The organism is Mycobacterium sp. NGS16 (assembly GCF_059813225.1).
Genome location: NZ_JCALEE010000002.1, coordinates 497,606 through 523,030 on the forward strand (window position 1 = coordinate 497,606; position 25,425 = coordinate 523,030).

The 25,425-nt window shown below is 68.9% G+C and carries 25 protein-coding genes; 18 read left to right on the plus strand and 7 right to left on the minus strand.

What is annotated here, in order from left to right:
• Positions 1-44: 44 nt before the first annotated feature.
• Complete coding sequence (locus tag AC5Y4Q_RS08015) at positions 45-2,606, minus strand: transglycosylase domain-containing protein (RefSeq protein ID WP_419179720.1); 2,562 nt, start codon at positions 2,604-2,606, stop codon at positions 45-47.
• Positions 2,524-2,949, minus strand: a complete 426-nt coding sequence (locus tag AC5Y4Q_RS08020; protein WP_064921198.1) for a DUF5318 domain-containing protein — start codon at positions 2,947-2,949, stop codon at positions 2,524-2,526. The genes AC5Y4Q_RS08015 and AC5Y4Q_RS08020 overlap by 83 nt, the downstream gene beginning before the upstream one ends.
• A 112-nt stretch (positions 2,950-3,061) precedes the next feature.
• Here AC5Y4Q_RS08020 and AC5Y4Q_RS08025 point away from each other — a divergent pair, with 112 nt between their 5' ends.
• From AC5Y4Q_RS08025 to AC5Y4Q_RS08065, 9 genes are all read left to right on the plus strand, one after another.
• A complete protein-coding gene (locus tag AC5Y4Q_RS08025; protein WP_125224939.1) occupies positions 3,062-3,904 on the plus strand; it encodes a DUF1707 SHOCT-like domain-containing protein in 843 nt (280 codons plus the stop codon).
• 174 nt (positions 3,905-4,078) lie between these two features.
• The gene (locus AC5Y4Q_RS08030) at positions 4,079-4,621 is read left to right on the plus strand and encodes a PadR family transcriptional regulator (protein ID WP_064921196.1); all 543 of its coding nucleotides are present in this window, start codon (positions 4,079-4,081) and stop codon (positions 4,619-4,621) included.
• Positions 4,622-4,697: 76 nt separating this feature from the next.
• Entirely contained in the window at positions 4,698-5,789 is a 1,092-nt protein-coding gene (locus AC5Y4Q_RS08035) for an inositol-3-phosphate synthase (protein WP_125224940.1), read from the plus strand.
• Positions 5,790-5,859: 70 nt separating this feature from the next.
• Positions 5,860-6,744: an Rv0045c family esterase gene (locus AC5Y4Q_RS08040; RefSeq protein WP_064921194.1), complete on the plus strand. Its 885-nt coding sequence runs from the start codon at positions 5,860-5,862 to the stop codon at positions 6,742-6,744.
• A gap of 31 nt (positions 6,745-6,775) precedes the next feature.
• Entirely contained in the window at positions 6,776-7,573 is a 798-nt protein-coding gene (locus AC5Y4Q_RS08045; protein ID WP_125224941.1) for an LLM class F420-dependent oxidoreductase, read from the plus strand.
• Positions 7,574-7,730: 157 nt separating this feature from the next.
• Complete coding sequence (locus AC5Y4Q_RS08050) at positions 7,731-9,398, plus strand: ABC transporter substrate-binding protein/permease (protein ID WP_234786335.1); 1,668 nt, start codon at positions 7,731-7,733, stop codon at positions 9,396-9,398.
• The gene (locus tag AC5Y4Q_RS08055) at positions 9,395-10,141 is read left to right on the plus strand and encodes an amino acid ABC transporter ATP-binding protein (protein WP_064921192.1); all 747 of its coding nucleotides are present in this window, start codon (positions 9,395-9,397) and stop codon (positions 10,139-10,141) included. Before AC5Y4Q_RS08050 ends, AC5Y4Q_RS08055 begins: the two co-directional genes overlap by 4 nt.
• A gap of 57 nt (positions 10,142-10,198) precedes the next feature.
• A complete protein-coding gene (locus AC5Y4Q_RS08060; protein ID WP_064921191.1) occupies positions 10,199-10,720 on the plus strand; it encodes a MarR family winged helix-turn-helix transcriptional regulator in 522 nt (173 codons plus the stop codon).
• Positions 10,720-11,385, plus strand: coding sequence for an SDR family oxidoreductase (locus AC5Y4Q_RS08065; RefSeq protein ID WP_064921190.1), 666 nt, complete (start codon positions 10,720-10,722; stop codon positions 11,383-11,385). Before AC5Y4Q_RS08060 ends, AC5Y4Q_RS08065 begins: the two co-directional genes overlap by 1 nt.
• 46 nt (positions 11,386-11,431) lie before the next feature.
• On the opposite strand, the gene AC5Y4Q_RS08070 is transcribed toward AC5Y4Q_RS08065, so the two are convergent.
• Positions 11,432-12,079 carry a sensor domain-containing protein gene (locus AC5Y4Q_RS08070; RefSeq protein WP_185746609.1) on the minus strand — a complete coding sequence of 216 codons (648 nt, stop codon included), beginning with the start codon at positions 12,077-12,079 and terminating at the stop codon, positions 11,432-11,434.
• 66 nt (positions 12,080-12,145) lie between these two features.
• On the minus strand, positions 12,146-12,808 hold the full coding sequence (locus AC5Y4Q_RS08075; RefSeq protein WP_064921188.1) for a sensor domain-containing protein: 663 nt from the start codon (positions 12,806-12,808) through the stop codon (positions 12,146-12,148).
• Between the two features lie 158 nt (positions 12,809-12,966).
• Here AC5Y4Q_RS08075 and AC5Y4Q_RS08080 point away from each other — a divergent pair, with 158 nt between their 5' ends.
• Genes AC5Y4Q_RS08080 through AC5Y4Q_RS08100 form a run of 5 tightly spaced genes read left to right on the plus strand, consistent with a single transcriptional unit; the run spans position 12,967 to position 16,433 of the window.
• Complete coding sequence (locus tag AC5Y4Q_RS08080; protein ID WP_125224942.1) at positions 12,967-13,680, plus strand: sensor domain-containing protein; 714 nt, start codon at positions 12,967-12,969, stop codon at positions 13,678-13,680.
• Positions 13,677-14,486, plus strand: a complete 810-nt coding sequence (locus AC5Y4Q_RS08085; RefSeq protein WP_064921186.1) for a sensor domain-containing protein — start codon at positions 13,677-13,679, stop codon at positions 14,484-14,486. Before AC5Y4Q_RS08080 ends, AC5Y4Q_RS08085 begins: the two co-directional genes overlap by 4 nt.
• Before the next feature lie 19 nt (positions 14,487-14,505).
• Entirely contained in the window at positions 14,506-15,201 is a 696-nt protein-coding gene (locus AC5Y4Q_RS08090) for a sensor domain-containing protein (RefSeq protein WP_499958589.1), read from the plus strand.
• Positions 15,202-15,228: 27 nt separating this feature from the next.
• Positions 15,229-15,846 carry a hypothetical protein gene (locus tag AC5Y4Q_RS08095; RefSeq protein WP_064921184.1) on the plus strand — a complete coding sequence of 206 codons (618 nt, stop codon included), beginning with the start codon at positions 15,229-15,231 and terminating at the stop codon, positions 15,844-15,846.
• 8 nt (positions 15,847-15,854) lie between these two features.
• A complete protein-coding gene (locus AC5Y4Q_RS08100) occupies positions 15,855-16,433 on the plus strand; it encodes a hypothetical protein (protein WP_125224944.1) in 579 nt (192 codons plus the stop codon).
• A gap of 248 nt (positions 16,434-16,681) precedes the next feature.
• Here AC5Y4Q_RS08100 and AC5Y4Q_RS08105 read toward each other — a convergent pair whose 3' ends face one another.
• Together AC5Y4Q_RS08105 and leuS are read right to left on the minus strand one after the other, a co-directional pair.
• A complete protein-coding gene (locus AC5Y4Q_RS08105) occupies positions 16,682-18,175 on the minus strand; it encodes a hypothetical protein (protein WP_499958592.1) in 1,494 nt (497 codons plus the stop codon).
• A gap of 5 nt (positions 18,176-18,180) precedes the next feature.
• Positions 18,181-21,057 carry a leucine--tRNA ligase gene (gene leuS, locus AC5Y4Q_RS08110; protein ID WP_065019422.1) on the minus strand — a complete coding sequence of 959 codons (2,877 nt, stop codon included), beginning with the start codon at positions 21,055-21,057 and terminating at the stop codon, positions 18,181-18,183.
• Positions 21,058-21,242: 185 nt separating this feature from the next.
• Between leuS and AC5Y4Q_RS08115 the strand changes: the two genes are divergently transcribed.
• Both AC5Y4Q_RS08115 and AC5Y4Q_RS08120 read left to right on the plus strand, forming a co-directional pair.
• Positions 21,243-22,121: an LpqN/LpqT family lipoprotein gene (locus AC5Y4Q_RS08115; protein ID WP_499958594.1), complete on the plus strand. Its 879-nt coding sequence runs from the start codon at positions 21,243-21,245 to the stop codon at positions 22,119-22,121.
• Positions 22,122-22,149: 28 nt separating this feature from the next.
• A complete protein-coding gene (locus tag AC5Y4Q_RS08120) occupies positions 22,150-22,587 on the plus strand; it encodes a hypothetical protein (RefSeq protein WP_064921179.1) in 438 nt (145 codons plus the stop codon).
• Between the two features lie 18 nt (positions 22,588-22,605).
• Here the strand turns inward: AC5Y4Q_RS08120 and AC5Y4Q_RS08125 are convergent, their stop codons facing one another.
• The gene (locus AC5Y4Q_RS08125) at positions 22,606-23,211 is read right to left on the minus strand and encodes a YqgE/AlgH family protein (protein ID WP_064921178.1); all 606 of its coding nucleotides are present in this window, start codon (positions 23,209-23,211) and stop codon (positions 22,606-22,608) included.
• A gap of 130 nt (positions 23,212-23,341) precedes the next feature.
• On the opposite strand from AC5Y4Q_RS08125, the gene AC5Y4Q_RS08130 reads away from it, so the two are divergent.
• Together AC5Y4Q_RS08130 and AC5Y4Q_RS08135 are read left to right on the plus strand one after the other, a co-directional pair.
• Complete coding sequence (locus tag AC5Y4Q_RS08130; RefSeq protein WP_109535628.1) at positions 23,342-24,649, plus strand: MFS transporter; 1,308 nt, start codon at positions 23,342-23,344, stop codon at positions 24,647-24,649.
• Entirely contained in the window at positions 24,636-25,409 is a 774-nt protein-coding gene (locus AC5Y4Q_RS08135; RefSeq protein ID WP_064921176.1) for a TIGR03084 family metal-binding protein, read from the plus strand. The genes AC5Y4Q_RS08130 and AC5Y4Q_RS08135 overlap by 14 nt, the downstream gene beginning before the upstream one ends.
• Positions 25,410-25,425 lie beyond the last annotated feature (16 nt).

A 25,425-nucleotide genomic window follows, 5' to 3' on the forward strand; every position in this document is an offset into this window, starting at 1 on the left:
CGGCGGCCGGCGTCGCGCTGAATCCAGACGCCGAAAGGCGCTGGCTAGGGCGCTGGAACCGCCGGTTCGGCCGGCGCGGGCGCGGACTGCTCAGGTCCCCCCGGAGACTGTGGTTCCTGGGCCGTGGACGGCGCCGGTGGTACGGCCGAGATCGTGGTGGGCGGACCGATCGGGATGGTGATGCCCGGCGCGATCTCGATCGTCGGCTGGATGACTGTCTCCGAGGGTTCGGTCGGCGGCGCGGACTCCGGCGCCGGCGGCGGTGGCGCGGCGGCCGGCACGCCCGCGTAGCCGCCGATCTCGGTGGGCGTCGGGAAGGATTCGTTGGAGGTGCCGCGCAAGGCGCCGTCCATGGTGGCCTTCCAGATGTCGGCTGGAATGCCCGCGCCGTACACCGGCCCGCCCCACTGATTCACCAGTGGCTCATCGCCGCCGGTGGTGCCGACCCACACCGCGGTCGACAGCGACGGCGTGTAGCCGACCATCCAGCCGTCCCGGTTGGCCCCGGTGTCACCGAGCTGAGTGGTGCCGGTCTTGGCCGCCGACGGCCGGCCCCCGGCCAGGTTGTGCCCGCGCGACCAGCCGGCGATGGGCTGCATGGCCGCGGTGACGTTGTCGGCGACCGCCTTGGGGATGCGCTGCTCGCCGGTGTCTTCCGAGGTCTGCGCGTCGAACAGCACCTGGCCCTCGGCGTTGACCACCTTCGCGACGAAGTGCGGCGGGTGGTAGACCCCCGAGTCGGCCAGCGTGGCGTACGCCGAGGCCATGTCGATCACCCTGGTCTGGTACTGGCCCAGAACGACGCCGCCTTCGGGCGGGCCTCCGTCTTGGGAAAGGGTGTGCGGCACACCGGGGAAACTCTTGGCGACGCCGGCGGCGTGCGCCGCGTCGGCGACGTCCTGCGCACCGTTCTTGAGCTTGAGCATCAACCGGTAGTAGGCGGTGTTCAGGGAGCGTTTGAGGGCCTCGGCGATGTTGCAGACTCCGCAGCTCTCGCCCTCGGAATTGGTGATCTTGGTTCGGCCGTTGTCGAGGGTCAGCGGCGAGCTGTCGATCTGATACCCCAGGCCGATGCCCTGTTCCAGCGCGGCCACCAGCGCGAACACCTTGAACGACGACCCGGTCTGCAGGCCGGCCTGGGCGAAGTCGAAGCCGTTGGCGTCCGAGCCCCCGTAGTAGGCGCGCACCGCGCCGTCGCGCGGGTCGATGGAGACCACCGCCGAGCGCATGTTGGGGATCTGGTCTTTGAGGTAGGTCTCCACCGCGTCCTCGGCGGCCTTCTGCGCCTGCGGGTCGATGGTGGTGGTGATCTGCAGGCCCTGGGTGTTCAGGGTCTGCTCGTCGATATTGAACAGCTCCAGCAGTTCCTTGGTGACCTGGCGCTGGATCAGCCCGTTGGGCCCGGTGGTGATGTTCTGGGAGCGGGCCAGCTCGGGCGACACCGTGTCCGGGAACTGTTGGGCGGCACGCTCACCGGCCGTCAACGCTCCGGTCTCCACCATGCCGTCGAGCACCCAGTTCCACCGATCGAGCGCACCTTCGGGGTCGACGGCCGGATCCAGGGTGGACGGACGCTGGATCAGCGCGGCCAGCAGCGCGCCCTCGGCGACGTCGAGCTGTTCGACGGGCTTGTCGAAATAGGCCTTGGAGGCCGCGGCGATCCCGTAGGCGCCGCGGCCGAAGTAGATGATGTTCAGGTAGGCCTGCAGCACATCGTCCTTGCGCCACGCGCTGGACATCTTGGTGGCGATCACGAGTTCTTTTGCCTTGCGGACCAACCCGCCCAGACCGGCGCGCTGCGATCCGACCAGCGCGTTCTTGACGTACTGCTGGGTGATCGTCGAACCGCCCTGGGTGTCACCGCCGAAGAGGTTGTTCTTGATCGCGCGGGCGAACCCGGACACCGAGAAGCCGGGGTTGGAGTAGAAGTCGCGGTCCTCGGCGGCCAGCACCGCGTTGCGCACGTGCACCGGCACCTGGTTGATGTCGATGTCGACCCGGTTGCCTTCCGGCGGAACGATTTTGGCCAGCTCGGAGCCGTCGTTGGCCAGGATCGTCGACACCTGGTTGGTTCGGATATCCCCCGGCGAGGGCACGTCGGTGATGGAGTAGGCCATCGCGAAGGTGATGATCGGCAGCAGCAGCATCACCGCGACGGCGATGTAGAGCCCGCGCCGGATCCACTGCCAGTTCGGTGGGTGCCGGCGCAGCCAGTCCCGCAGGTCGGGTGCAGCGGGCCGCTCCGTCTGCTCGGACCGCGTGGTTCGCCGCGGCAGCACCGGGGCCGGTTCCTCCGGCGGTGGCCGCCGGGAACTGCGTCCGCTCAGCGCCTGCTCGCGTTGCCGCGGCGCACCGTCGAGAGCCGCCTTGACGGCGTCGATCGGGTCGCGCAGGTCGGCGGTGACGGCGTCGTCGACGGCCGGGATGATCGTGGTCTGCCGGTCATCGGGCGCCGCCGGCGCGCGGCGAGCCCCGACGTCGGAAGACCCGGCCGAGGAAGCCTCCGGCCGGTCGTCGCGGTGTTTACTCACTGGCGGTACGGGCTCCGCTGCGTGCCGTCCGCCGACCCCGGGACCCCTTCGGCGGGCGCGCGAGGCCCAGCACATATGACTTCACCAGATGATTCCAGCTGCAGGTCCGGCACACCTCGACCACGTGCACCGAGAACTCCGGGTAACGGGTGGCCAGCAGGACCAGTTCCTCGGCGGAACGCGCCGAACCCGACACCGGCCCCAGGTCGTCGCCGTAAACCCACGAGACCAGGGTGAGCTGCTCCTTGCGGCAGATGGGGCAGACCACCGCACTGGGCTTGCCGTGGAACTTGGCCGCCCGAAGCAGATACGGGTTGGCGTCGCACACCTCGGACACCCCGGTACGCCCGGAGTAGACCTCGGCCAGCAGGGAACGGCGCCGAAGCGCGTAGTCCACCACCTGTCGCTGCAATCGCACGGTGACCAGAGTACGTCGGGTCCGCGCGGGCGGGTGTGACGAACGCCCCTATCCCGCACCGACCGGCGGATTCGCCGGCCCTCGTTGGCCTCGGGCTTCTAGCATCATCGCCGTGGCAACGCGGCAGACGCCCGGAACCCGGGCCAAGGACAGTGACCGAGATGACACCTGCCGGATCCTCGATGCCGCTCTGGCCGACGGCCAGTTGTCGTCCGAGGAACACCGGGAACGGATCAGCGCGGCCACCCGCGCGGTCACCCTCGGCGAGCTGCGCGACCTGATCACCGATCTGCAGACCGCCAGCGCGCCGGTGCAGCTGCCGGTCCTGGCCAAGCCGTTGAAACTGCCCGGTCGCGGTATCGCCGCGGGGGCGTTGGTCGCCGCCGGCCTGCTCGGGATCGGGATCGGCTGGGGCGTCTACGGCAACACGAGTTCCCCGCTGGATTTCACCAGCGACCCCGGAGCCAAACCGGATGGCGTCACCCCGGTGGTGCTGACCGCGCCCCGGCAGCTGCATTCGCTGGGCGGGTTGAGCGGCCTGCTGGAGCAGGCACGCCAGAAGTTCGGTGACACCGTGGGATACCGGCTGGTCATCTACCCCGAATACGCGTCGCTGACCCGGCCCGATCCCGCCGAGGCCCGCCGCGAACTGAACTACACCTATCGCGGTGGCTGGGACGACCCGTCCAGCTCGGCCAAGAGCAGCGATGCCGTCGCGGTCGACCTGAGCGGGTTCGACCCCAAAGCCGCGGTCGGAATCCTGCGCGGAGCCCCCGAAACGCTGGGGATCAAGCCCTCCGACGTCAAATCCACCTATCTGATCGTCGAGCCGGCCCGGGATCCGACCACACCGGGCGCGGTATCGCTGTCGGTCTACGTCTCCAGTGACTACGGCAGCGGCTACATCGCCTTCGCCGGCGATGGCACCGTCAAGCGCATCAATTACCCGTCCTGACCGGCCGACTACGGCGGGCGGTGTAGTTCGGCGAGCACGAAATCCGGCTGGCAACCTCGCCCCGGTGAACGTTGGGCGAACGCTAGGCCACTTGGGTTCGGTTATATCGGCGCGATACTATGGCCCGAACCGTCGAACGGTCGTAGCTAACTCATCAAAACGGGAGGTGAATCGGTGCTTGAGCTTGCCATACTCGGCTTGCTGCTCGAGTCGCCGATGCACGGCTACGAGTTGCGGAAGCGGTTGACCGGTCTGCTGGGCGCGTTCCGGGCGTTCTCCTACGGCTCGCTGTATCCGGCGCTGCGGCGCATGCAGACGGCCGGGTTAATCGCCGAGGACGCTGCACCGGCCGGGACCCCGGTGCGCCGGGCCCGGCGGGTGTACCGGCTGACCGACGCCGGCCGTCAGCGCTTCAACGAGCTGGTGGCCGACACCGGACCGCAGAACTACACCGACGACGGCTTCGGGGTTCACCTGGCCTTCTTCAACCGCACCCCCGCCGAGGCGCGGATGCGGATCCTCGAAGGCCGCCGCCGCCAGGTGGAAGAACGCCGCGAGGGCCTGCGCAACGCCGTGACGCGGGCCAGCAACTCGTTGGACCGCTACACCCGCCAACTGCACCAGCTCGGGCTGGAATCCAGTGAGCGGGAGGTCAAATGGCTCAACGAGCTGATCGCGGCCGAACGCGTCTCGCAGGGCCGAGCCGAATCCTCTTGAGCCTGCACGGCGCGGGTCTCAGGACAACACAAACAAGCACGTCAGCAGTGACAGCAGAAAAAGGAGAACGTCGGAAATGACTGAGCAAACGACGGATGTGCGGGTCGCCATTGTCGGCGTCGGTAACTGCGCCTCCTCGCTGGTCCAGGGCGTCCAGTACTACCAGAATGCCGACGACAGCTCGACGGTGCCCGGCCTGATGCACGTGCGATTCGGTCCCTATCACGTCCGCGACGTGAAGTTCGTCGCTGCGTTCGACGTGGACGCCAAGAAGGTCGGCTTCGACCTGTCCGAAGCCATCTTCGCCTCAGAGAACAACACCATCAAGATCGCCGACGTGCCGCCGACCAACGTGGTGGTGCAGCGTGGCCCGACCCTGGACGGTATCGGCAAGTACTACGCCGACACCATCGAGGTCTCCGACGCCGACGCCGTCGACGTGGTCGCGGTGCTCAAGGAGGCCAAGGTCGACGTGCTGGTCTCCTACCTGCCAGTGGGCTCGGATGAGGCCGACAAGTTCTATGCCCAGTGCGCCATCGACGCCGGGGTGGCCTTCGTCAACGCGCTGCCGGTGTTCATCGCCTCGGACCCGGTCTGGGCCAAGAAGTTCACCGACGCCGGCGTGCCGATCGTCGGCGACGACATCAAGAGCCAGGTCGGCGCCACCATCACCCACCGGGTGATGGCCAAGCTGTTCGAGGACCGCGGCGTCACCCTAGACCGCACCTACCAGCTCAACGTCGGCGGCAACATGGACTTCAAGAACATGCTCGAGCGCGAGCGGCTGGAGTCGAAGAAGGTGTCCAAGACCCAGGCCGTCACCTCCAACCTGACCGGCTCGCTGGCCGGCAAGGTGGAGGACAAGAACGTGCACATCGGGCCGAGCGACCACGTGGCCTGGCTCGATGACCGCAAGTGGGCCTACGTGCGGCTGGAGGGCCGGGCCTTCGGTGACGCGCCGCTGAACCTGGAGTACAAGCTCGAGGTGTGGGACTCGCCGAACTCGGCCGGCATCATCATCGACGCGGTGCGCGCCGCCAAGATCGCCAAGGACCGCGGCATCGGCGGGCCGATCATCCCCGCCTCGGCATACCTGATGAAGAGCCCGCCCAAGCAGCTGCCCGACGACGTTGCCCGGGCCGAGCTCGAGCAGTTCATTGTCGGCTAGGCGTTGACTCTGCGCTGAGGGCCCGGTCTACTCGCACTTTTCCGCCGTGGACGCTGAGTCAACGCCCAAGATGACTGACGACGAGCTGGCCGGGCTGGGCGAGTTCGCGCTGCTGGCCGGCAACGCCGAACAGGCCGGCGTGACCGGTCCGTTGCCCGCCGTACAGCGCATTCAAACCGCAGACGTCAGCGCGCTGAGCTGGGGGACCGCGCCGCCGCGGGTGGTGTTCCTGCACGGTGGCGCGCAGAACGCCCACACCTGGGACACCGTCGTCCTGGGCCTCGGGCTTCCCGCGCTGGCGGTGGATCTGCCCGGTCACGGCCGTTCCGCCTGGCGCGACGACGGCGACTACTCCCCGCAGCGCAACGCCACTGCCCTGGCGCCGGTGCTGCGCGCGCTGGCGCCGTCCGCGGAGTTGGTGGTCGGAATGTCGCTGGGCGGGCTGACCGCGATCCGGCTGGCGGCCACCGCGCCGGAGCTGGTTCGCCGCTTGGTGCTCGTCGACGTGACTCCCTCGGCGCTGCAACGGCATTCGCAGATGAGCGCCGCCGACCGCGGCACCGTGGCGTTGGCCCAGGGCGATCGGACGTTCGATGATTTCGGCTCGATGCTGGCCGCGACCACGCTGGCCGCACCCCACCGCGACCCGGAATCGCTGCGCCGCGGGCTGTTCCACAACAGCCGGCGGCTGCCCGATGGCCGCTGGACCTGGCGGTACGACAACATCCGCAGCGTCGGAGATTTCAGCGAACTCTGGACCGACGTCTCGGCGATCACCGCACCGACCACCTTGATCCGCGGTGGTGACTCGGCGTTCGTGTCCGCCGAAGACATCGCCGAGTACGCCCGGCGCTCGCCGGGCCTGACCACCCACGTGGTGGCCGGCGCCGGCCATTCGGTGCAAAGCGATCAGCCCCGGGCCCTGGTCGAGTTGCTGCGTGCAGCACTCACCTGATAGCGGCCGATTCCGGGGATAGGGTGGCGAAATGACCCGACCTATCCGCATCGGGGTGCAACTGCAGCCCCAGCACGCCCCGCAATATCGCGCGATCCGCGACGCCGTCCGGCGCTGTGAGGATCTCGGTGTCGACATCGCCTTCAACTGGGACCATTTCTTCCCGCTCTACGGCGACCCCGACGGGCCGCATTTCGAATGCTGGACCATGCTGGCGGCCTGGGCTGAGCAGACCTCGCGCATCGAGATCGGCGCGCTGGTCTCCTGCAACTCCTATCGCAATCCGGAGCTGCTCGCCGACATGGCCCGCACCGTCGACCACATCGGCGGCGGCCGGCTGATCCTGGGCATCGGCTCGGGCTGGAAGGACCGGGACTACCACGAATACGGCTACGACTTCGGAACCGCCGGTAGCCGGCTCGATGACCTGGCGGCCGCACTCCCGCGAATCAAAACCCGGTTGGGGCAACTGAATCCGCCGCCGACCCGGGCGCTGCCGATACTGATCGGAGGTGGCGGCGAGCGCAAGACCCTGCGCATGGTCGCCGAGCACGCCGATATGTGGCACAGTTTCGCCGACTCCGACGTCTATCCGCGCAAGGCGGCGATCTTGGCCGAGCACTGCGCCGCGGTCGGACGCGACCCGGCCAGCATCGAACACTCGGCCGCGTTAGGCGGCGACCAGACGCAGGGCAATGTGACCGACTTGCTCGCCGAGGCCGAGCTGTTGACCGGCCTCGGGGTGCGACTGCTGACCCTCGGCTGCAACGGCCCCGACTATGACCTGACCGCCGCCGAGGCGCTGTGCCGATGGCGCGACCAGAACTAGCCGCCCGCGTTAGCGTTGCCTAGTGAGGTCCCGCGCGCACCGGGTAGCGCTACTGGGCAGGAAACTGTCGGCCCTGATCGCCGCGTTGGTGATCGTGGGCAGCCTGGCAACGGCGCCACCGGCGGTTGCCGGACCCGATCAGTGCGCACCGCCGGGCATGGAGGGCGCCGTCGTGCTGCCCCACCAGCTGGCCACCGCCAAGCGGCCGCGCGAGGACAAATACACCACGGCCGGCGTCGAACCGTTGAGCTCGATCGACGTGACCAAACTGGGCCTGGCCACCCCCGGGGTGCTGACCGTCGGCACCCTGACCGAGAGCCCGCCGACCAACTGCATCAACGCCAAGGGCCGGTACACCGGCTTTGACAACGAGCTGCTGCGGGCCATCGCCAAAAAGCTGGGCCTGCGGATCCACTTCGTCGGCACCGATTTCTTCGGGCTGCTGGCCCAGGTGGAGTCGGGACGCTTCGACGTCGGTTCGGCCTCGATCAACGCCACCGACGAGCGCCGCCGCACCGTCGGGTTCACCAACGGCTACGACTTCGGGTACATGGCCCTGGTGGTTCCGGCCGGCTCGGAGATCACCGGCTTCGACAAGCTGACCGCCGGCCGGCGAATCGCGGTGGTGCAGGGCACCGTGGAGGACGCCTACGTTGTCGACACCCTGGAGCTGGAACCGGTGCGGTTCCCCGACTCGATCACGCTGTATGCCAGCTTGAAAAGCCATCAAGTCGACGCATGGGTGGCGCCGTCGCTGACCGCGATCAACCTCCAGCGGCCCGGCGACCCGACCGAGATCGTCGGCTACACCTTCAGCCCGGCCGGCTTCGAGGCGTACGCGGTGGCCAAAGAGAACCGGGCGCTGATCTCGGCGTTGAACTCGGGTCTGGATGCGGTGATCGCCGACGGCACCTGGCCGCAGCTCTACACCGACTGGGTGCCGCGGCCGTTGCCGCCGGACTGGCAGCCGGGCTCCAAGTCGGCGGCTACCCCGCACCTGCCGGACTTCGTGGCCATCGCCGCACGCCACCACAAGGCCGAGTCGCAGCCGTACGCGCCCAAATCGACTCTGGCGCAGCTGCGCGACTCCTTCTTCGACTGGCAGCTGTACCGCGAAGCCCTGCCCGACCTGCTCAAGACCGGCCTGCCCAACACCCTGCTGCTGACCGTGAGCGGCGGCATCATCGGCTTGGTGGCCGGGCTGGGCCTGGCCGTCGCCGGGATCTCGCGCACCCGGTGGCTGCGCTGGCCGGCCCGGGTCTACACCGACATCTTCCGTGGCCTGCCCGAGGTGCTGATCATCCTGCTCATCGGCTTGGCGGTCGGGCCGCTGGTGAGCGGGCTGACCCATAACAACCCGTACCCGCTGGGCATCGCGGCGCTGGGACTGACCGCCGCGGCCTACATCGGGGAGATCCTGCGCTCAGGCATCCAGAGCGTGGAGTCCGGCCAACTGGAGGCCGCCCGGGCGCTGGGGTTCGGCTACCCCGAGTCGATGCGCCTGGTGGTGATTCCGCAGGGCATCCGGCGGGTGCTGCCGGCGCTGGTCAACCAATTCATCGCGCTGCTGAAAGCCTCAGCGCTGCTGTATTTTTTGGGCCTGGTCGCCGGCCAGCGCGAACTGTTCCAAGTAGGCCGCGACTTCAACGCCCAGACCGGCAGCTTGTCCCCCCTGGTGGCGGCCGGTGTCGTGTACCTGGCGCTGACCATCCCGTTGACGCATCTGGTGAACGTCGTCGACCACCGGCTTCGGCGTGGGCGGCCCGCCGAGCCCGACGATTCGGTTGAGCTGAGCCCGGCGCTGTCCAGTCAGGAGATGACGTGACCGCGGCAGCCTCCCGTGAGCCGGTGTCGTTGGTGGCCAAAGGGATTCAGTTGTCCTTCGGGAAGAACGCCGTGTTGCGCGGCGTCGACCTCGACGTGCCGGCGGGCAGCACCGCGGCGGTGATCGGGCCGTCCGGCTCGGGTAAGTCGACGATGCTGCGCACGTTGAACCGGCTGCATGAGCCCGACGCCGGCGACATCCTGCTGGGCGGTCGATCAGTGCTCGGCGACGATCCCGACCAGCTGCGCCAACGGATCGGCATGGTGTTCCAGCATTTCAATCTGTTTCCGCACCGCAGTGTGCTGGACAACATCAGTCTCGGCCCGCGCAAGCTGCGCGGGATGTCCCATGAGGCCGCGCGCGAGCTCGCGCTGAGCCTGCTGGAGCGGGTCGGGCTCAAGAACAAGGCGGCCGCGCGGCCCGCGGCGCTCTCGGGCGGGCAGCAGCAGCGGGTGGCGATCGCCCGGGCGTTGGCGATGGCCCCCCAGGTGATGCTCTTCGACGAGGCCACCTCGGCGCTGGACCCCGAGTTGGTCAAGGGGATCCTGGCGCTGATCGCCGAACTCGGCGCGGACGGCATGACCATGGTGGTGGTCACCCACGAGATGGCCTTTGCCCGGTCGGCGTCGGACACCGTGGTGTTCATGGACCGCGGGAAGGTGGTGGAATCGGGTCCGCCGGAGCAGATCTTCGACAACGCCGAGACCGAGCGGCTGCAGAAGTTCTTGTCCCAGGTGCTCTGACAGCAACCTGCGCGACCTATCCCCCCTCATGAGAACCACAGGTTAGACTGGCGAACTATGGCGGAGAGCAAAGCCGATACGCCGCAGGTGACGGCGGTCGCAGAAGGCTTGCATCGTTCGCTGTCGAAGCTGTTCTCGATACTCCGGCGCGGCGAAATCAGCGGCGGCGAGAAGACCGGTGAATTGACGCTGGCTCAGCTGTCGATCCTGGTCACGCTGCTGGACCGTGGGCCGATCCGGATGACCGAACTGGCTGCCCATGAACGGGTGCGTACCCCGACCACCACGGTGGCGATCCGCCGGCTGGAGAAGATCGGCCTGGTCAAACGCAGCCGTGACCCCTCGGATCTGCGGGCGGTGCTGGTCGACATCACCGAGGAGGGTTTGGCGAGTCACCGTCAGTCGCTGGCCAACCGGCATGCAGCCCTCGCGGCGATGCTGAGCCGGCTCAGCCCGGAGGACTTGGACACCCTGACCCGGGCGCTGGAACCCCTGGAGCGGCTGGCCAACTGCGGTGCCGCCGACGTGGCCGCTGCGTCCGGGGACGATGCGGCGGACTGCCCGCTGGATTGCGGTTGATGCCGACCGCGCTGATCACCGGCGCCGGCGGCGGGATCGGTTCGGCGATCGCGACCGCCCTGGCGCCCACTCACACGCTGCTGCTGGCCGGCCGGCCGTCGGCACGCCTGGACGCCGTGGCCGAACGGCTCGGCGCTACCACCTGGCCGCTGGACCTCGCCGACGCCGAGGAGATCGAGTCGGCCACCGAGATCGTCGACCAGCTCGACGTGCTGGTACACAACGCCGGGGTGATGCTGCCCGGCGCGGCCGGCGAGTCCTCGATCGAAGAGTGGCGGGCCACCTTCGAGGTCAACGTCTTCGGCGCGGTCGCCTTGACGTGCGCGCTTCTGCCCGCGCTGCGGCAGGCTCGCGGACAGGTGGTGTTCATCAACTCCGGTGCCGGACAACGGGTTTCGCCCGGGATGGCGTCGTATTCGGCCAGCAAGTTCGCGCTTCGGGCGTTCGCGGACTCGCTGCGCAACGACGAGCCTGCGCTGCGCGTGACCACGGTCTACCCCGGCCGCGTCGACACCGAGATGCAGCAAGACCTGGTCGCCTACGAGGGTGGTGAGTACGACTCGGGCCGCTTCCTGCGTCCCGACACCGTCGCCGAAGTGGTGGCTGCCGCGGTGCACACCCCGGCCGAGGCGCAGCTGCAGGAAGTGGTGGTGCGGCCGCGCTAGCAGGCCTCCGCCGGCAGTCGCCGCGAGTGGTGGTGCCGGCCGGAGATCAGCCGGTGATCTCCGCGCGGACCCGGTCCGCGACCTTCAGCGCCTGATCGGACATGATCCCGGTGGTGCACGCCAGCACCTCGATGGCCACATTGGCCTTGCCGGTGATCACGTGTGAGCAGGTCGAGTGGTCCGATACTCGGTTGGTCCGCACCGCGAACGCGTCGCCGGCTTCGCCCGGCGTCTGCACATACCATTTCTCGTCGTCCTGGCCGGCCAACGTCAGGTTGACCTCTTCACCGCTGCAGTTCTGCCAGGACTGTCCGGTCTCGCTGACGAACGCCGTTGCGGCTTCCTCGGTGGGGAACGCCGCGATCGCCGTGGTGACCCGCACCCGGACCGGCCCGGTGGTGTCGCTGGTCAGGGTCTGCACATCGATCGCCCGGTAAGAACTGCCCCCGTAGGCCGATTCGGTCCCGGGGTAGACCGCCCCGACGCAGGCCCGCTCGGTGGACACGTAGTTCTGCAGCCCGGTGGAGTGGCCGGTGACCGTCAGCGACGGATTGCGCAGGCCCGGGCCGGCGAAGAGGTCGTTGAGTGCGGCCGGATCGGGCTGCAGACCGGCCAGGTCGCCGGTGTCGACCGGCGCCGCGAACGCCGGTGCGGCACACAGCAATCCAGCTGCGGCGATGACGGTGGTGAACATGCCGAGAGGGTGCGAATCGCGCATGGGGAAGCGGACCTTTCCTGGTTCGGAGGTTGCCGATTGCGGCTAGCCGAGGTTGCGGACGATCTGCGAGCGCAGGCTACGTCCCTTGCCGCCGGGGTTGGTGTCGTTGCAGAGCCGGACGTCGACGACGTAGTTGTTCTTGGCCTGCAATACCCGCTCGCAACCGGCGCTGCCCTTCATGGGATTGGTGAACAAGGTGGCGACCAGCTCCAGCCCTCCCGCGGTCACGACCCCGGCCTTCAAGTCCGCGGTCATGCCATTGGTGTATTCGGCGGTGAACGGGGTGCCCTTGCAGTTCTTCCAGATGCCGGCCTGCTCGTTGAGGTAGGTCTGCGCCGCTTTGGCGTCAGCGAATTCGGCTACGGCCTGAACCACATTGGGGCTCACCTCCCCCCCGGGCTGGCGAAGGGTCTGCACCACGATGTCGGTGTAGCCCGAGCCGTCGTAGCCCGCCGCGGATCCGGGCGCATACACCGAGGCGCAGTTGGCCGGCGTGGTGGTCGGGGTGGTCAGGGGACGGGTGCCGGACTCGGAGCTGATCACCTGCATCGGGGTGTCCATCCGCTCGCTGATGTCGTCGGCCGAGAGCAGCACCGTGGCCAGATCCGCCGCTTCCGGGGCGGCGTGCGCGTGCGCGCCGGTCAAAGTGCCACCGATCAACGCCGCGGCCGAGACTGCCACCATCGCGGCCAGCTGAATACGCATCGCACACCACTCCGTTTCGCCGTCCTGAGTCCCCGGCCGGCGGCCGGGGCTGTCCGCATGCTAACCCGGTGTTCGTGGTGGACCGCAGGCGAACCCACCCCCGAATATGGTTCTATTCGGTGGAGGAAAGGCCACAACCCCAACGTGAAGGACGTGCAATGCAACGGGACGACACTGACCGGTGGAGCGTCGGTTACCTGGCGCTCGCGGCCGTGACCTGCGCCGTCGGGGCGCTCACGGTTCTGCCCGGACCGGCCTCGGCCACCCCGGGAGCCCCCGGGATCGACAGCATCACCAGCGTCGACCTGGCCGCCCTGCAACTCACCTCCGCGGAGGCGGCGCCCATCGTCAAGTGGCCATCCGACCCGCCTCCGGAGCTGACGGTGTACAAGACCCAGACCGCGCCGATCACCGGTTCGGCCGGCACCTCCGATGCCCAGTGCGCCTCGGCGGTCTACGCCGGTTTGGACAGCACCTATGACGGCACCGGCTTCACCGACCTGAACTACCAGGAGCTCACCGGATTCGGGTCCAAGAACAGCTATTCGGTGGTCTCGGTGGCCTCAAGCTACGACGACGAGCACGCCGCGGCCAACATGGTCGCCAACACGATCCAGAAGTGGAATGACTGCAACCGCAAGAAGGTGACCGGCGATCTGAGCGGCGCAAGCGAGACCCGGACCGTCAACAACGTGGTCTCCACACCCGACGACATCTACCTGGTCAACAACGTCGCCGAAGGCGGCGCCTGCTCACACGCCATGACCTCGCAACGCAACGTGGTCGTGGAGGTCTCGGCCTGCCGGACCAATATCGGCCTGGTCAAACAGGGCCTACAACTGGCCAACAAGATGCTGGTGAAGCTGCCATGACACATCGACTTCTCGCCGCCTGCTGTGTTGGGCTGGCCGCTTGGGCGCTCGCCGGCTGCTCCGGGGACGACCCCGACCGCGACGACGCCGCCGCCGCGGTGGCACCCGCCGCCGCCGCGGCACCGAGCCTCCAGCAGGACCCGACGGCGCCAGCGGCGCCCGCCGCGGAACCGAGCGCACCGCGGGAGGCATCTCCGACGCCGGCGGCCGGACCCCGCCTGGTAACACCGGGCAAGCTCAGCGCCCTGCTGGTGCCGGTCGAGGAGCTCAACGACCTCGTCGGCGCGAAACTGGGCTTCGAGACGGTGTTCAACAGGCCCGCTGCGCCGGCCGGCGGACTCGGCGACAAATCGGGATGCGCGGTGTTGTTCGGATCGAACTCCGACAGCTACGCCAACCAGTACACGGGCTTCCGGCGGCAGAGCGTGCGGGACGGCGAGGACAGCTCGCAGCACTTCGTCGCCCAAGAAGTGGCCACCTTCGCCGATGTCGCCACCGCCACCGAGAACTTCGGCAAGGCCTTCGACAAGACCGCGCTGGCCGGCTGTGACGGTGCTGTCGTGCACCGCCAGGGCGACGACGACCGCATCACGTGGCGGATCAACGTGACCGGCATCGGCGCCGACGACGCCCGCTGGACGCTGACGCAGCACGCTGACGGCAAACCCAACGACTGGATCTGCGCCCACCAGGCCCGGACCCGTAGCAACGTCGAGTTCGCCGTTACCGTCTGCCAATTCGGCAATGGGGCACCCGCCGCCACCGCAATCGGCAACCAGATCGCCGACTGGATTCCGCAACCGTGACCGAGGAGATGGGGCAACCATGAAGGGACCGAAGCGTTCGCGTCTTGCGATAGGCGGCGTGGCGTGCCTGGCCGTGCTGTCCGCCGGCTTCCTGCCCACCGCCGCGGCCGACTCGGCCGATCCGTACGTGCCGGCCGGCAAAGTGGAGTCCCTGCTGGTGCCCGCCGAAAGGATCGGCGACATCGTCGGGGTGACCTTCGAATACCAGAAGTCCAATCGGCGGCCGTTCCGGTCCGACGACCTCGGCAAGGACTCGGCCTGCGCGATGATGATGGGCCCCGACGTCGAAACCTTCGGCCGGGACTTCACCGGATACCGGTTTCGGGTCGACCGGGACACCGCCGAGGACGCCGATTTCATCGTCCAGCAGCGGGTGGCGACCTACGAGGATTCCGCCACCGCGGCACAGGCCTTCGGCAAGACGTTCAACAAGGGCGTGCTGGCCAAATGCAACGGCAGCGTCGTCGCGATCAAGGGCGACGACACCGATACGCAGTACCGGCTGCGGATTCAGTCGCTCACCCCTACCTCCGCGCGGTGGGTGAAAGACCAACTGCTGCGCGAAGAGCCGATGGGCTTCAGCTGCTCGAACGTCGCCGGGGTGAAAGGCAACGTGCTCTATAGCGCCAAGGTGTGCCAATTCGGCAACGGCGCGCCCGCCGCGGCCACCATCGCCGAGCGCATCACCAGTCAGGTGGCCGGCGTCCGCGCCTGATCGGGCACATCAACCCTCCGAGAATCCATGGCCCCGAACAACTTCGAGCACCGCACCGCATCGCTGGGCCGGTGGCTGCGCGGCGAGCTCAGCCGGCTCAAGCTCGGCCAACTGCGCTCGGTTGCCGCCGGGTTGATCCTGGCCGTCGCCGGATTCTTCGGCGGGCTGGACACCGTCGATTCCGGCCCGACGGTGTTCGCCGCCGACGAACCCCACAGCGACGGCCAGTACACCCTGACCGTCGTGCGCGCCACGGTGGTCGACGAGCTGCGGGCCGGTCGGCGGCTCATGGCGCCGGCGCAACCCGGTCTCCGCTATCTCGGTGTGGTGAGTACCGTTCGCAACGACGGGACGATCCCCGGGCGGTTGCTGGGCGAATTGCAATTGGTCGGCCAGCCGCAAAGCACCCCCGTGGGGGTGTTCCGGCTGGCTGACGGCGCCCCCGCCACCCAGTTGGGGCCCGGCCTCGAGGACAAGCTGGTGTTCGTGTGGCGGATCCCGGACAGCGCGATCCATCCGGATCTCGAAGTGACCCTGCGGGTCCCGCAGAAGCGCTTCACCGAGTTGCTGGTCACCTACGGCAGGAATTGGGTGGACAGCCCGACCGACTACGCCGAGATCACTTTGCCGGTGACGGTCAAATGAACGCCCCCGTGCGGCGACCACCGCGGGGACTGACCGCCCTGTGGGCGGCGCCGATCCTGGTGGCCGCCGCGCTGCTCTGGCAGCACCTGCCGGACAGCACCCAGGTTTACGCGCCGTTCGACGTGTACGGCCGGTTCGGTGCCCCGGCGAGCGGGCGGGCTCTGACCGTCACCGTTGACGACGTGCGGCTGGCGCCGAAGGCCCAGGGATCGGCACGGTGGGCGCTGCCGCCGCCGGTCACCCCGGCCGGCCGGTGGTTGGTGGTGCGCGCGACCGTGTCGGCAACACGGCAGACGGTGCTAGCCAACGCGCAGCTTCGGGTCGGCCCCAACACCTACCGGCCGTCGGACCGGTTCCCCGGCTACGCGATGGGTGACCGGGTCGATCCGGGAATCAGCCAGCACGGCAGCTGGGTATTCGATGTCCCGCCCGGCCTGTTCGACCCGCCCGGCCCCGACCCCTTCGAACTCCTGGTGTGGCCGGGCCTCGACGAGCGCCTCGATGACCGACTGGTCATCACCCTGCGCGGCCACCTGCAGTCCGAATCGGACACCGTCACGGTCTTCGCCCCCGAGGTCAGCGGATGACGCCCCGCACGCTCATGCTGTGGCAGCGCAACGTGATCGGTCTCGCGGTGGCCGCTGTGGCCATGGTGGTTCTCGGTATCACCGACTTGTACCCGCACTGGTCGGCCTACCGCGCCGGCATCACCCCGGCCCGGGTGATCGCGAAAGGGGACACCGCGACCGTTGACGGACAGACCTGGCGGGTCGGGGCGATTCATCACCTCAACGCGGTGCCGCACGCTCGGGAGCGTCTGCCGGCCCATACCGCGCTAACGGTCGTCACCGTCGAGCGGACCGGTACCCCACCGCCCCGGGAATGCACTGCCGTCATCACCGACGGGCGGCGTCGCTGGCAGACCGCTGCCCTCTCGAACCGCGCGCCACTGGTCGGCGGCGCCACCGACCGGTGCAGCAGGCCCGGCCCACTGCAGCTGAGCTTCCTGCTGCCCTCCGATGCGGTCCCCACCGCCGTGGACCTGATCGATGCCAACAACGCCATCATGCTGCGAATCATGTTGTGAGCCGGCGACTTCACCGGCGGCGGCGTTGGCGCGGTACACGCAGTAGGCGAACATCGCGGCGATAAGGGTGATCCGCAGCGGTTGCACGATCAGCTGCGAGATCAGGCTCATGGTGCCGCCGAATGCCGACCAGAACTCCGGGCCGTGCGGTCCGACAAGCTTGGCCATGCCCCGGAATAGATAGCCTTCGGTCAACTGGGTCCGGTAGAAGCTGCCGCGCATGTCCAGCCACGCCAGCACGAGATAGGCCAGTATGTAACCCGACAGGGCGACCGGGCCGCCGTGCAGGATCAGCCGGGCGGCATCGACGATCGGGCCGAACCTCCCGGTCTTCGACCGGGCGTACTCCGACGCCCGCGACCGCAGCTGTTCCGGTGCCTGACGCCAGCGCTGCGCGAACCCGGCCGCCGCGTCGCCGGGAGCCGGCCGCCGCAGCATCGCCGGCCAGTGGATCTGCGTCGACACCCCATAGACGATTCCGGCTGCGGCCAGCCACATCAGCGGAACCGCGGCTCCGCCGAACGCCGTCCGCACCAGCCACATCAGGCCCTGCCATCCCGACTCCAACGGTTGAACGTGCGAGAACGCTTCTGCGCGTAGGTTGTTGAACCACACCACCAGCCGACGGTGACTGAGCCACTCTCCCGGCTTGATCAGGAAGGTGATGCCCGCCGCCAGCGAGAAGGTCAGCACCAGAAACACCCACAGCGCGTCGATGTAGACCCGCACCGCGGTCAGCGCGGCCGGCAGCCGGCCGCTGAAGTGCGCCAACACGAATCGGGCTGCCAACGCAGCACCCACCACCACCCAGGTGACCCGGGAGATCGGCAGCATCTCGGTGTTGACCCCGCTCATCGCGTCGGCCACCCGATAGTTGAGCGCCAGGCGCTGGTAGGCCAGCCAGTCTTCCTTGAACATCTGCCAACCGAGATAGATCGCGAAGAACGGCACGATCACGCCGGTGAACAGATCTACGCTGCGCAGCGACCGGCGCGGCATCCCCGCCAACGCCGGGATTCCGGTCCGCAGCACCAAAAACATCGCCACATACGAGCCCAGCTGGGCCAGCCCGGCGCAGGGCATGATCAGTGCCGCCCAGAGCGGATTACTGTGTCCGGTCCAGGCGGCCGCGGCGATCACCACGCGGCGGACGACCAGGCCGACCAGATAGCACGCTGCCAGCTGCGGCCAGTACCGCCACCACAACGTGAAAGGCGTCAGTAGGTTCCGCAGCACCGGCATCGTTCTCACACCACCAGATTCACCAATCGGCCGGGCACCACGATCACCTTCTTCGGGGTGGCACCGGACAGGAACGCCTGCACCTTCTCGTCGGCCAGCGCAGCGGCCTTGATCTCGTCCTGGCCCGCGTCGGTGGCTACCGTGACCAGTCCACGCTTCTTGCCGTTGACCTGCACCGGGTATTCGACGGTGTCGGTTACCAGATAGGCCGGGTCGGCCACCGGGAACGGTCCGTGCGCCAGCGAAGACGCGTGGCCGAGCCGCTGCCACAGTTCCTCAGCCAGGTGCGGGGCCAGTGGCGCGAGCATCAGTGCCAACGGCTCGACAGCAGCGCGTGGAACGCCGTCCCGGTGCTCCTTGGTCAGGTGATTGGTGTACTCGATCAGCTTGGCTGCGGCGGTGTTGTTGCGCAGTGCGGCATAGTCTTCCGAAACGCCCACGATTGTCCGGTGCAGCAGGCGCAGCGTCTCGGTGTCCGGCTCGGAGTCGAGCACCCGGGTGGCGCCGGTCTCCTCGTCGACGACCAGGCGCCATACCCGCTGCAGGAAGCGATGCGCGCCGATCACGTCCTTGGTGGCCCACGGCCGCGACATGTCCAGCGGACCCATCGACATCTCATAGACCCGCAGGGTGTCGGCGCCGTAGCTGTCGCAGATCTCGTCGGGAGACACCGAATTCTTCAGGCTTTTACCCATTTTGCCGTATTCGGCGAAGACTTCGGTGTCACCGTCGGCGCCCGGGAGGTAGAACTTCCCGTCGCGTTCCACGACATCGGCGGCCGGCACATAGGACCCGCGGGAGTCGGTGTAGGCGGCCGCCTGGATGTAGCCCTGGTTGACCAGGCGGCGGTAGGGCTCACGCGAGCTGACGTGCCCGAGGTCGAACAACACCTTGTGCCAGAAACGGCAGTACAGCAGGTGCAGCACCGCGTGCTCGGCACCGCCGACGTAGAGGTCCACGCCGCCCGGATCATCGGGACCGTGCTCGGCAGGCCGCGGGCCCATCCAATACGCCTCGTTCTCCGGCGCGCAGAACTGCTCGGCGTTGTGCGGGTCGGCGTAACGCAGCTCGTACCAGGAGCTTCCAGCCCACTGCGGCATGACGTTGGTGTCTCGGGTGTAGGACTGCAGGCCGTCGCCGAGGTCCAGCTCGACGTGAACCCAGTCGGTGGCCTTGGCCAATGGCGGCGAGGGTTCGCTGGCGGCGTCGTCTGGGTCGAACAGCACCGGCGAGTAGTCGGCGACGTCGGGCAGCTCGACCGGCAATGCCGCGGAGTCCAGCGGGTGCGCGCGGCCGTCGGTGTCGAACACGATCGGGAACGGCTCGCCCCAGTACCGCTGCCGGGCGAAAAGCCAGTCCCGCAGCTTGTATTCGACGCGGGCCCATCCACGGCCATCGGCCTCCAGCCGTTGCGTCATCGCCTTCTTGGCGTCGGCGACGGTCATGCCGTCCAACGGGCCGGAATTGACCAGAGTGCCGTCCCCGGCATACGCGGCCTGCGAGATGTCGCCGCCGGCAATGACTTCCAGTACCGGCAGGCCGAATTCGGCGGCGAACTCCCAGTCCCGCTGATCGTGGCCCGGCACGGCCATGATGGCCCCGGTGCCGTAGCCGGCCAGCACATAGTCGGCAATGAAGATCGGTATCTGCTTGCCGTTGGCCGGGTTGGTGGCGTAACTGCCAAGGAACACCCCGGTTTTGGCCTTGTTCTCCTGGCGTTCCAGATCGGATTTCGCCGCGATCGCCTTGCGGTAGGCGGCCACGGCTTCCGGCGGCGTGGCGGCTCCGAACGTCCAGCGTTGATCAACTCCCGCTGGCCATTCCGCGACGGTCAACCGATCGACCAGGTCATGTTCGGGGGCGAGCACCAGGTAGCTGGCGCCAAACAGCGTGTCCGGACGGGTGGTGAATACCTCGATGTCCACTGCAGCGCAGTCGGTGGTGTCGGCGCCGAACAGCGCCGCCGCCCCGGTCGAGCGCCCGATCCAATTGCGCTGCATGGTCTTGACCTTCTCCGGCCAGTCCAGCACATCGAGGTCGTCGAGCAGCCGGTCGGAGTAAGCGGTGATCCGCATCATCCACTGCCGCAGCCGCTTCCGGAACACCGGGAAATTACCCCGGTCGCTTCGCCCGTCCGCGGTCACCTCTTCGTTGGCCAGCACGGTGCCCAGCCCCGGGCACCAGTTGACCATCGAGTCCGAGCGGTAGACCAGCCGGTAGCCGTCGATGATGTCGGCCCGCTCCCCGGCCGACAGCTGCGCCCAGTCCCGCCCGTCGTCGAGTGCCCGGGTGCCGGCATCGAATTCGGCGACCAACTCGGTGATCGGGCGGGCTTTGTTGGCGCTGGTGTCGAACCAGGCGTTGTAGATCTGCAGGAAGATCCACTGGGTCCATTTGTAGAAGTCGACGTCGGTGGTGGAGAAGCTGCGCCGACTGTCGTGGCCGAGCCCCAGGCGGCGCAGCTGCCGGCGGAAGTTCTCGATGTTGGCCTCGGTGCGGATACGCGGATGGGTGCCGGTCTGCACCGCGTACTGCTCGGCGGGCAGGCCGAACGCGTCGAAGCCCAGTGCATGCAGCACGTTGTGGCCGGTCATCCGGAAGTAGCGGGCGTAGACGTCGGTGGCGATGTAGCCGAGCGGGTGGCCGACATGCAGGCCGTCGCCGGACGGGTAGGGGAACATGTCCTGGACGAACATCTTGTCGGCGGGCACCGCGGAACCGTCCGACGGTGCCAGCGTGCCGACCGGGTTGGCGACGTTGAAGGTCCCCGCCCGCTCCCAGTGTTCCTGCCAGGCGCCTTCGATGCGCCCGGCCAGTGCCGCCGTGTAGCGATGCGGGGGTGCCTGGTCGCCGGGTTCCTGGGTGGTCGGGGCTTCGTTCACCTCAACAGGGTAAAGGGCGGGGTTCGCCAGGCCGCTCGCCACAGCTTGATATCGGTTGCGTTGCAGGCCGATGAGGGGTTCGTTCCAGCTCGGTTGCAGCCCTGGTGGGGTGCCGCACTGCTGGTTACCGTCGAGGCACGGTCGGGGCTCCCTTGCCCGGCCCGTCGGTGGAAGGACCTGAGGAGATGACGAACACCGTCCGCCGTTGGCGGCTACTGGTCGGCTTCGCGGCTGTCACAGCGGCAGGCTTCGGCGGCCCGGTGGGGATCCCGGCCGCCCTGGGCGACCCGCTGCTGCCGACGCCGCCCAACCCGTACGGCCCGGCTGCGCAACCGGCTGCCGTGCCGGTGACCCCGCCGCTCCCGGGGGTACCGCGGCTGGTGCCGCCGCTGCCGGCGGCGCCCGGACCGGCCGTCGTACCGGGATCTGCGGTGCCCGCCGCGGCCCCGGCTGCGCTGGTTCCGGCGACCTCGGGAACGTTGCGGGACTACTTCGCCGCCAAGAACGTGCAATTGGAGCCGCAGCAGGCCGCGGGCTTCACTGCACTCAACATCACCCTGCCGATGCCGGTGGGCTGGACCCACGTGCCCGACCCCAACGTGCCGGACGCGTTCGCGGTCATCGCCGACCGGCGCAGCGGGTCGCTCTACACCCCCAACGCGCAGGTGGTGGTCTACCGCCTGGTCGGGCAGTTCGACCCGAAAGAGGCGATCACCCACGGGTTCGTCGACAGTCAGAAGCTGATGGCCTGGCAGACCACCAATGCCTCGCTGGCCGACTCCAACGGGTTCCCATCCGCGGTGATCGAGGGCACGTACCGCGACGCCGACATGACCCTGAACACCTCCCGGCGCCACGTGATCGTGCCGACGGACGACACCGCCTACCTGGTGTCGCTGACCGTGACCACCGGGGCCGGGCGCGCGGTGGGCAATGCCCCGGCAACCGACGCGATCGTGAACGGCTTCCGGGTGGAGCGCCCCGGCGTCGCCCATCTACCGAACGCGCCGCACGGACCCGTGGCGCCGGCCCCGGGGCAGCTGCGGACGGGCACCGCAGGCTGACGGTCCGTCCCCTCGTATCCTGGAGCCCATGCTGATCATGGGTGTGTTGTGCCTGATTGGGGCCGTCGTGTCCCTGGTGTTCGGAGTGCGGACCCTGGCGCGCCCGCTCACCGGCGACCCCGAGCAGTTGGTGCTGCGGGCGGTCGCACCCGCTCAAGTCGCCGTCGGGGTGGTCCTGGCCGTGGGCGGGGCACTGGTACTGGCCGGCCCGCCCTCGCTGGCGCTGCTGGCCCTGATCATCTCGATCACCGGCGCGTTGGCCATCCTGGCGGCCGGCGCCTGGCAGGGAGCGCGCTACGCGGCGCGCCAGGCCGAGGCGGCGGCATCCGGTGGCTGCGGCTCGGGCTGCGGCTGCGGCGACAGCGCCCCCGCCGACGAGGTTGGCTGCGGACCCGGCTGCGGTTGTGCCGAGAGCGCACCGCCGGAGCCGGCGTCGGGCTGCGGCAGTGGTTGCGGCTGCTCGTAACCGGCTTGCCGGCGCCGCTCAGTTGCGGCTGATGTCGATCGGATGGGTGGCCAGCAGCGCCGTGGGCCACGGCTGGCGCCGCAGCGCCCGGCCCCACAGATCCACCCGCGGCGGCACCAGCACGTCCGACGGCAGCGCCGACAGCACGATCCAGTCATCGCGCTCGATCTCACCCTCGAGCTGGCCGATGGTCCAGCCGGCGTAGCCGGCGAAGATCCGCACCCCCTCCACATGGGGGGCGATCGTCTCGGGTTCGGCGTCAAGGTCGACCATCACCAGCCGGCCGTCGATGTGGCGCAGGCCCGGGACACCCTGGGGTTCGGCACCGACGCGCAACAAGCCGACACACAGTGCGGCGTCGCGTTTCACCGGGCCGCCGATGAACATCGTCTTGGGCTTGGCGGCCAGCTCCGACCATTGCGGCAGCACGTTGTAGACCGCGGTCTCGCTCGGGCGGTTGAGCACCACGCCCAGCGTGCCGCCGTCGTTGTGCTCGACCACATAGATCACGGTGCGGCGAAAGGTGGGTTCGAGCAGGTCGGTGTTGGCCAAGAGCAGCGTCCCGGCCCGGACCCGATGCGCAGCGGGCGCGACGTAGTCCTCGGGGTCTTCGGGATGCGCCACCCTCCCATAATGTCACCCGAACCCGGTGAACGTGGGTCAGCTGTGCCAAACGCCAAGCGACCTCGAAGATTTGTACTCTGGTTTGGGGCCGGTGCCGCGCCGCCGCCCGCGTCCGGAAGTAGGTCTTGTGGTGGACACCCGCGCACCCGCATCGCTGTGGCGATCGGCGCGCAGCCTGCCGGAATTCTGGCGGCTGCTGGAACTGCGGGCGGCAAGCCAGTTCGGTGACGGCCTGTTTCAGGCCGGCCTGGCCGGCGCCCTGCTGTTCAACCCGGACCGGGCCGCCGCCCCGTGGGCGATCGCCGGGGCCTTCGCGGTGCTGTTCCTGCCGTATTCGGTGTTGGGACCGTTCGCCGGCGCGCTGCTGGACCGCTGGGACCGGCGACTGGTGCTGGTGGTGGCCAATCTGGCCCGGCTGGTACTGGCGCTGGGCATCGCGGCGCTACTGGCGATCGGCGCCGGTGACCTGCCGGTGCTGTGTGCGGCGCTGATCGCCAACGGGTTCACCCGGTTCATCGCCTCCGGGTTGTCGGCGGCCCTGCCGCATGTGGTGCCACGTGAGCAGGTCGTCACGATGAACGCGCTGGCGATCGCCACCGGTGCGGTGGCGGCGTTCCTGGGCGCCAACTTCATGCTGGTGCCGCGCTGGCTGGTTGGCGCCGACGACCGCGGCGCGGCCTCCATCATCGCCGCGGTGGCGGTGCCGGTCACGATCGCGCTGGTCCTCGCGCTGCGCTTCGGATCCCGCGTACTCGGCCCCGACGACACCAAGCGCGCGATCCATGGATCGGTGCTCTATGCGGTGACCACCGGCTGGCTGCACGGCATCCGGACGGTGCGGGCCCGGCCCACCGTCGCGGCGACGCTGTCCGGGCTGGCCGCGCACCGGATGGCGTTCGGGATCAACACATTGCTGGTGCTGGTGCTGGTGCGCCACGTCGGCGAGCACACGGTGTCCGGGCTGGGGACCACGGCGTTGTTCGTGGCCGCCGCCGGCGCCGGCTCGTTTCTGGCCACCGTGCTCACCCCGCCGGCAGTGCACCGCTGGGGCCGGTACGCCACCGCCAACGGAGCGCTGGCGGCCGCGGCGGTGATACAGCTCGCCGGGGTCAGCCTGTATCTGCCGGTGCTGGTGCTCTGCGGATTCCTGCTGGGAGTGGCCGGGCAGGTGGTCAAACTCTGCGCTGACACCGCCATGCAGATCGATGTCGATGACGCCCTGCGCGGACACGTGTTCGCGGTGCAGGATTCGCTGTTTTGGGCGTCGTTCATTCTTGCGGTGGCCGGCGCCGCGGCGGTGGTGCCCCCCGATGGCCAAGCGCCGGTGCTGATCGTGGCCGGGACCCTGCTGTACCTGGCCGGTCTGGCCGGGCACAGCCTGATCGGGCGGCAACGGGATCCGGTGGGCGGCATACAGTACGGGCATGGCAGAAACTGAACCGATCGTTGCCGACCTGAGTGCCGAGAGCGACGACCTGGACACCTTGGTGGCTCCGCTCACCGACGGCCAGTGGGGGGCACCCACGCCGGCGGCGGGCTGGAGCATCGCCCATCAGATCGCTCATCTGCTGTGGACCGACCGGCTCTCGCTCAAGGCCATCACCGACGAGGCCGGGTTCGCCGAGGAACTCGCGGCGGCGATGGAGAACCCGACCGGGTTCGTCGACGCCGGGGCCGCCGAATTGGCGACGCGGGCGCCGGCCGAGCTGCTGGCGGACTGGCGCTCGACCCGGGCGCGGCTGCACGAGGCGCTGCTGGGCGTGCCCGACGGGCGCAAGCTGCCGTGGTTCGGTCCGCCGATGAGCGCGGCGTCGATGGCCACCGCCCGGCTGATGGAGACCTGGGCCCACGGCCTGGATGTCGCCGATGCCCTCGGGATTCGGCGGGCCCCCACCGCGCGGTTGCGGTCGATCGCGCACCTGGGGGTGCGGACCCGCGACTATGCATTCACCGTCAACAACCTGACGCCACCGGCCGAACCGTTTCACGTGGAACTGCACGCCCCCGGCGGCGGGGTCTGGGCGTGGGGACCGGTGAACGCCGGGCAGCGGGTGACCGGGTCGGCCGAGCATTTCTGTTTCCTGGTCACCCAACGTCGTGCACTGGCTGATCTGGACGTCGCAGCGCACGGGGATGACGCCCAGCGCTGGTTGGAGATCGCTCAAGCCTTCGCGGGGCCTCCCGGCCGGGGGCGATGAGCGCGCCAGCGCGAAG

What these genes read in the sequence shown, in the direction of transcription:
- AC5Y4Q_RS08135 (WP_064921176.1), top strand. Translation starts at nt 24,636, where the DNA reads ATGGCAGAAACTGAACCGATCGTTGCCGACCTGAGTGCCGAGAGCGAC.
- AC5Y4Q_RS08090 (WP_499958589.1), top strand. Translation starts at nt 14,506, where the DNA reads ATGAAGGGACCGAAGCGTTCGCGTCTTGCGATAGGCGGCGTGGCGTGC.
- AC5Y4Q_RS08095 (WP_064921184.1), top strand. Translation starts at nt 15,229, where the DNA reads ATGGCCCCGAACAACTTCGAGCACCGCACCGCATCGCTGGGCCGGTGG.
- AC5Y4Q_RS08075 (WP_064921188.1), bottom strand. Translation starts at nt 12,808, where the DNA reads ATGCGTATTCAGCTGGCCGCGATGGTGGCAGTCTCGGCCGCGGCGTTG.
- AC5Y4Q_RS08085 (WP_064921186.1), top strand. Translation starts at nt 13,677, where the DNA reads ATGACACATCGACTTCTCGCCGCCTGCTGTGTTGGGCTGGCCGCTTGG.
- AC5Y4Q_RS08115 (WP_499958594.1), top strand. Translation starts at nt 21,243, where the DNA reads ATGACGAACACCGTCCGCCGTTGGCGGCTACTGGTCGGCTTCGCGGCT.
- AC5Y4Q_RS08035 (WP_125224940.1), top strand. Translation starts at nt 4,698, where the DNA reads ATGACTGAGCAAACGACGGATGTGCGGGTCGCCATTGTCGGCGTCGGT.
- AC5Y4Q_RS08070 (WP_185746609.1), bottom strand. Translation starts at nt 12,079, where the DNA reads ATGTTCACCACCGTCATCGCCGCAGCTGGATTGCTGTGTGCCGCACCG.
- AC5Y4Q_RS08045 (WP_125224941.1), top strand. Translation starts at nt 6,776, where the DNA reads ATGACCCGACCTATCCGCATCGGGGTGCAACTGCAGCCCCAGCACGCC.
- AC5Y4Q_RS08065 (WP_064921190.1), top strand. Translation starts at nt 10,720, where the DNA reads ATGCCGACCGCGCTGATCACCGGCGCCGGCGGCGGGATCGGTTCGGCG.
- AC5Y4Q_RS08040 (WP_064921194.1), top strand. Translation starts at nt 5,860, where the DNA reads ATGACTGACGACGAGCTGGCCGGGCTGGGCGAGTTCGCGCTGCTGGCC.
- AC5Y4Q_RS08105 (WP_499958592.1), bottom strand. Translation starts at nt 18,175, where the DNA reads ATGCCGGTGCTGCGGAACCTACTGACGCCTTTCACGTTGTGGTGGCGG.
- AC5Y4Q_RS08015 (WP_419179720.1), bottom strand. Translation starts at nt 2,606, where the DNA reads ATGTGCTGGGCCTCGCGCGCCCGCCGAAGGGGTCCCGGGGTCGGCGGA.
- AC5Y4Q_RS08060 (WP_064921191.1), top strand. Translation starts at nt 10,199, where the DNA reads ATGGCGGAGAGCAAAGCCGATACGCCGCAGGTGACGGCGGTCGCAGAA.
- AC5Y4Q_RS08050 (WP_234786335.1), top strand. Translation starts at nt 7,731, where the DNA reads ATGGAGGGCGCCGTCGTGCTGCCCCACCAGCTGGCCACCGCCAAGCGG.
- AC5Y4Q_RS08120 (WP_064921179.1), top strand. Translation starts at nt 22,150, where the DNA reads ATGCTGATCATGGGTGTGTTGTGCCTGATTGGGGCCGTCGTGTCCCTG.
- AC5Y4Q_RS08080 (WP_125224942.1), top strand. Translation starts at nt 12,967, where the DNA reads ATGCAACGGGACGACACTGACCGGTGGAGCGTCGGTTACCTGGCGCTC.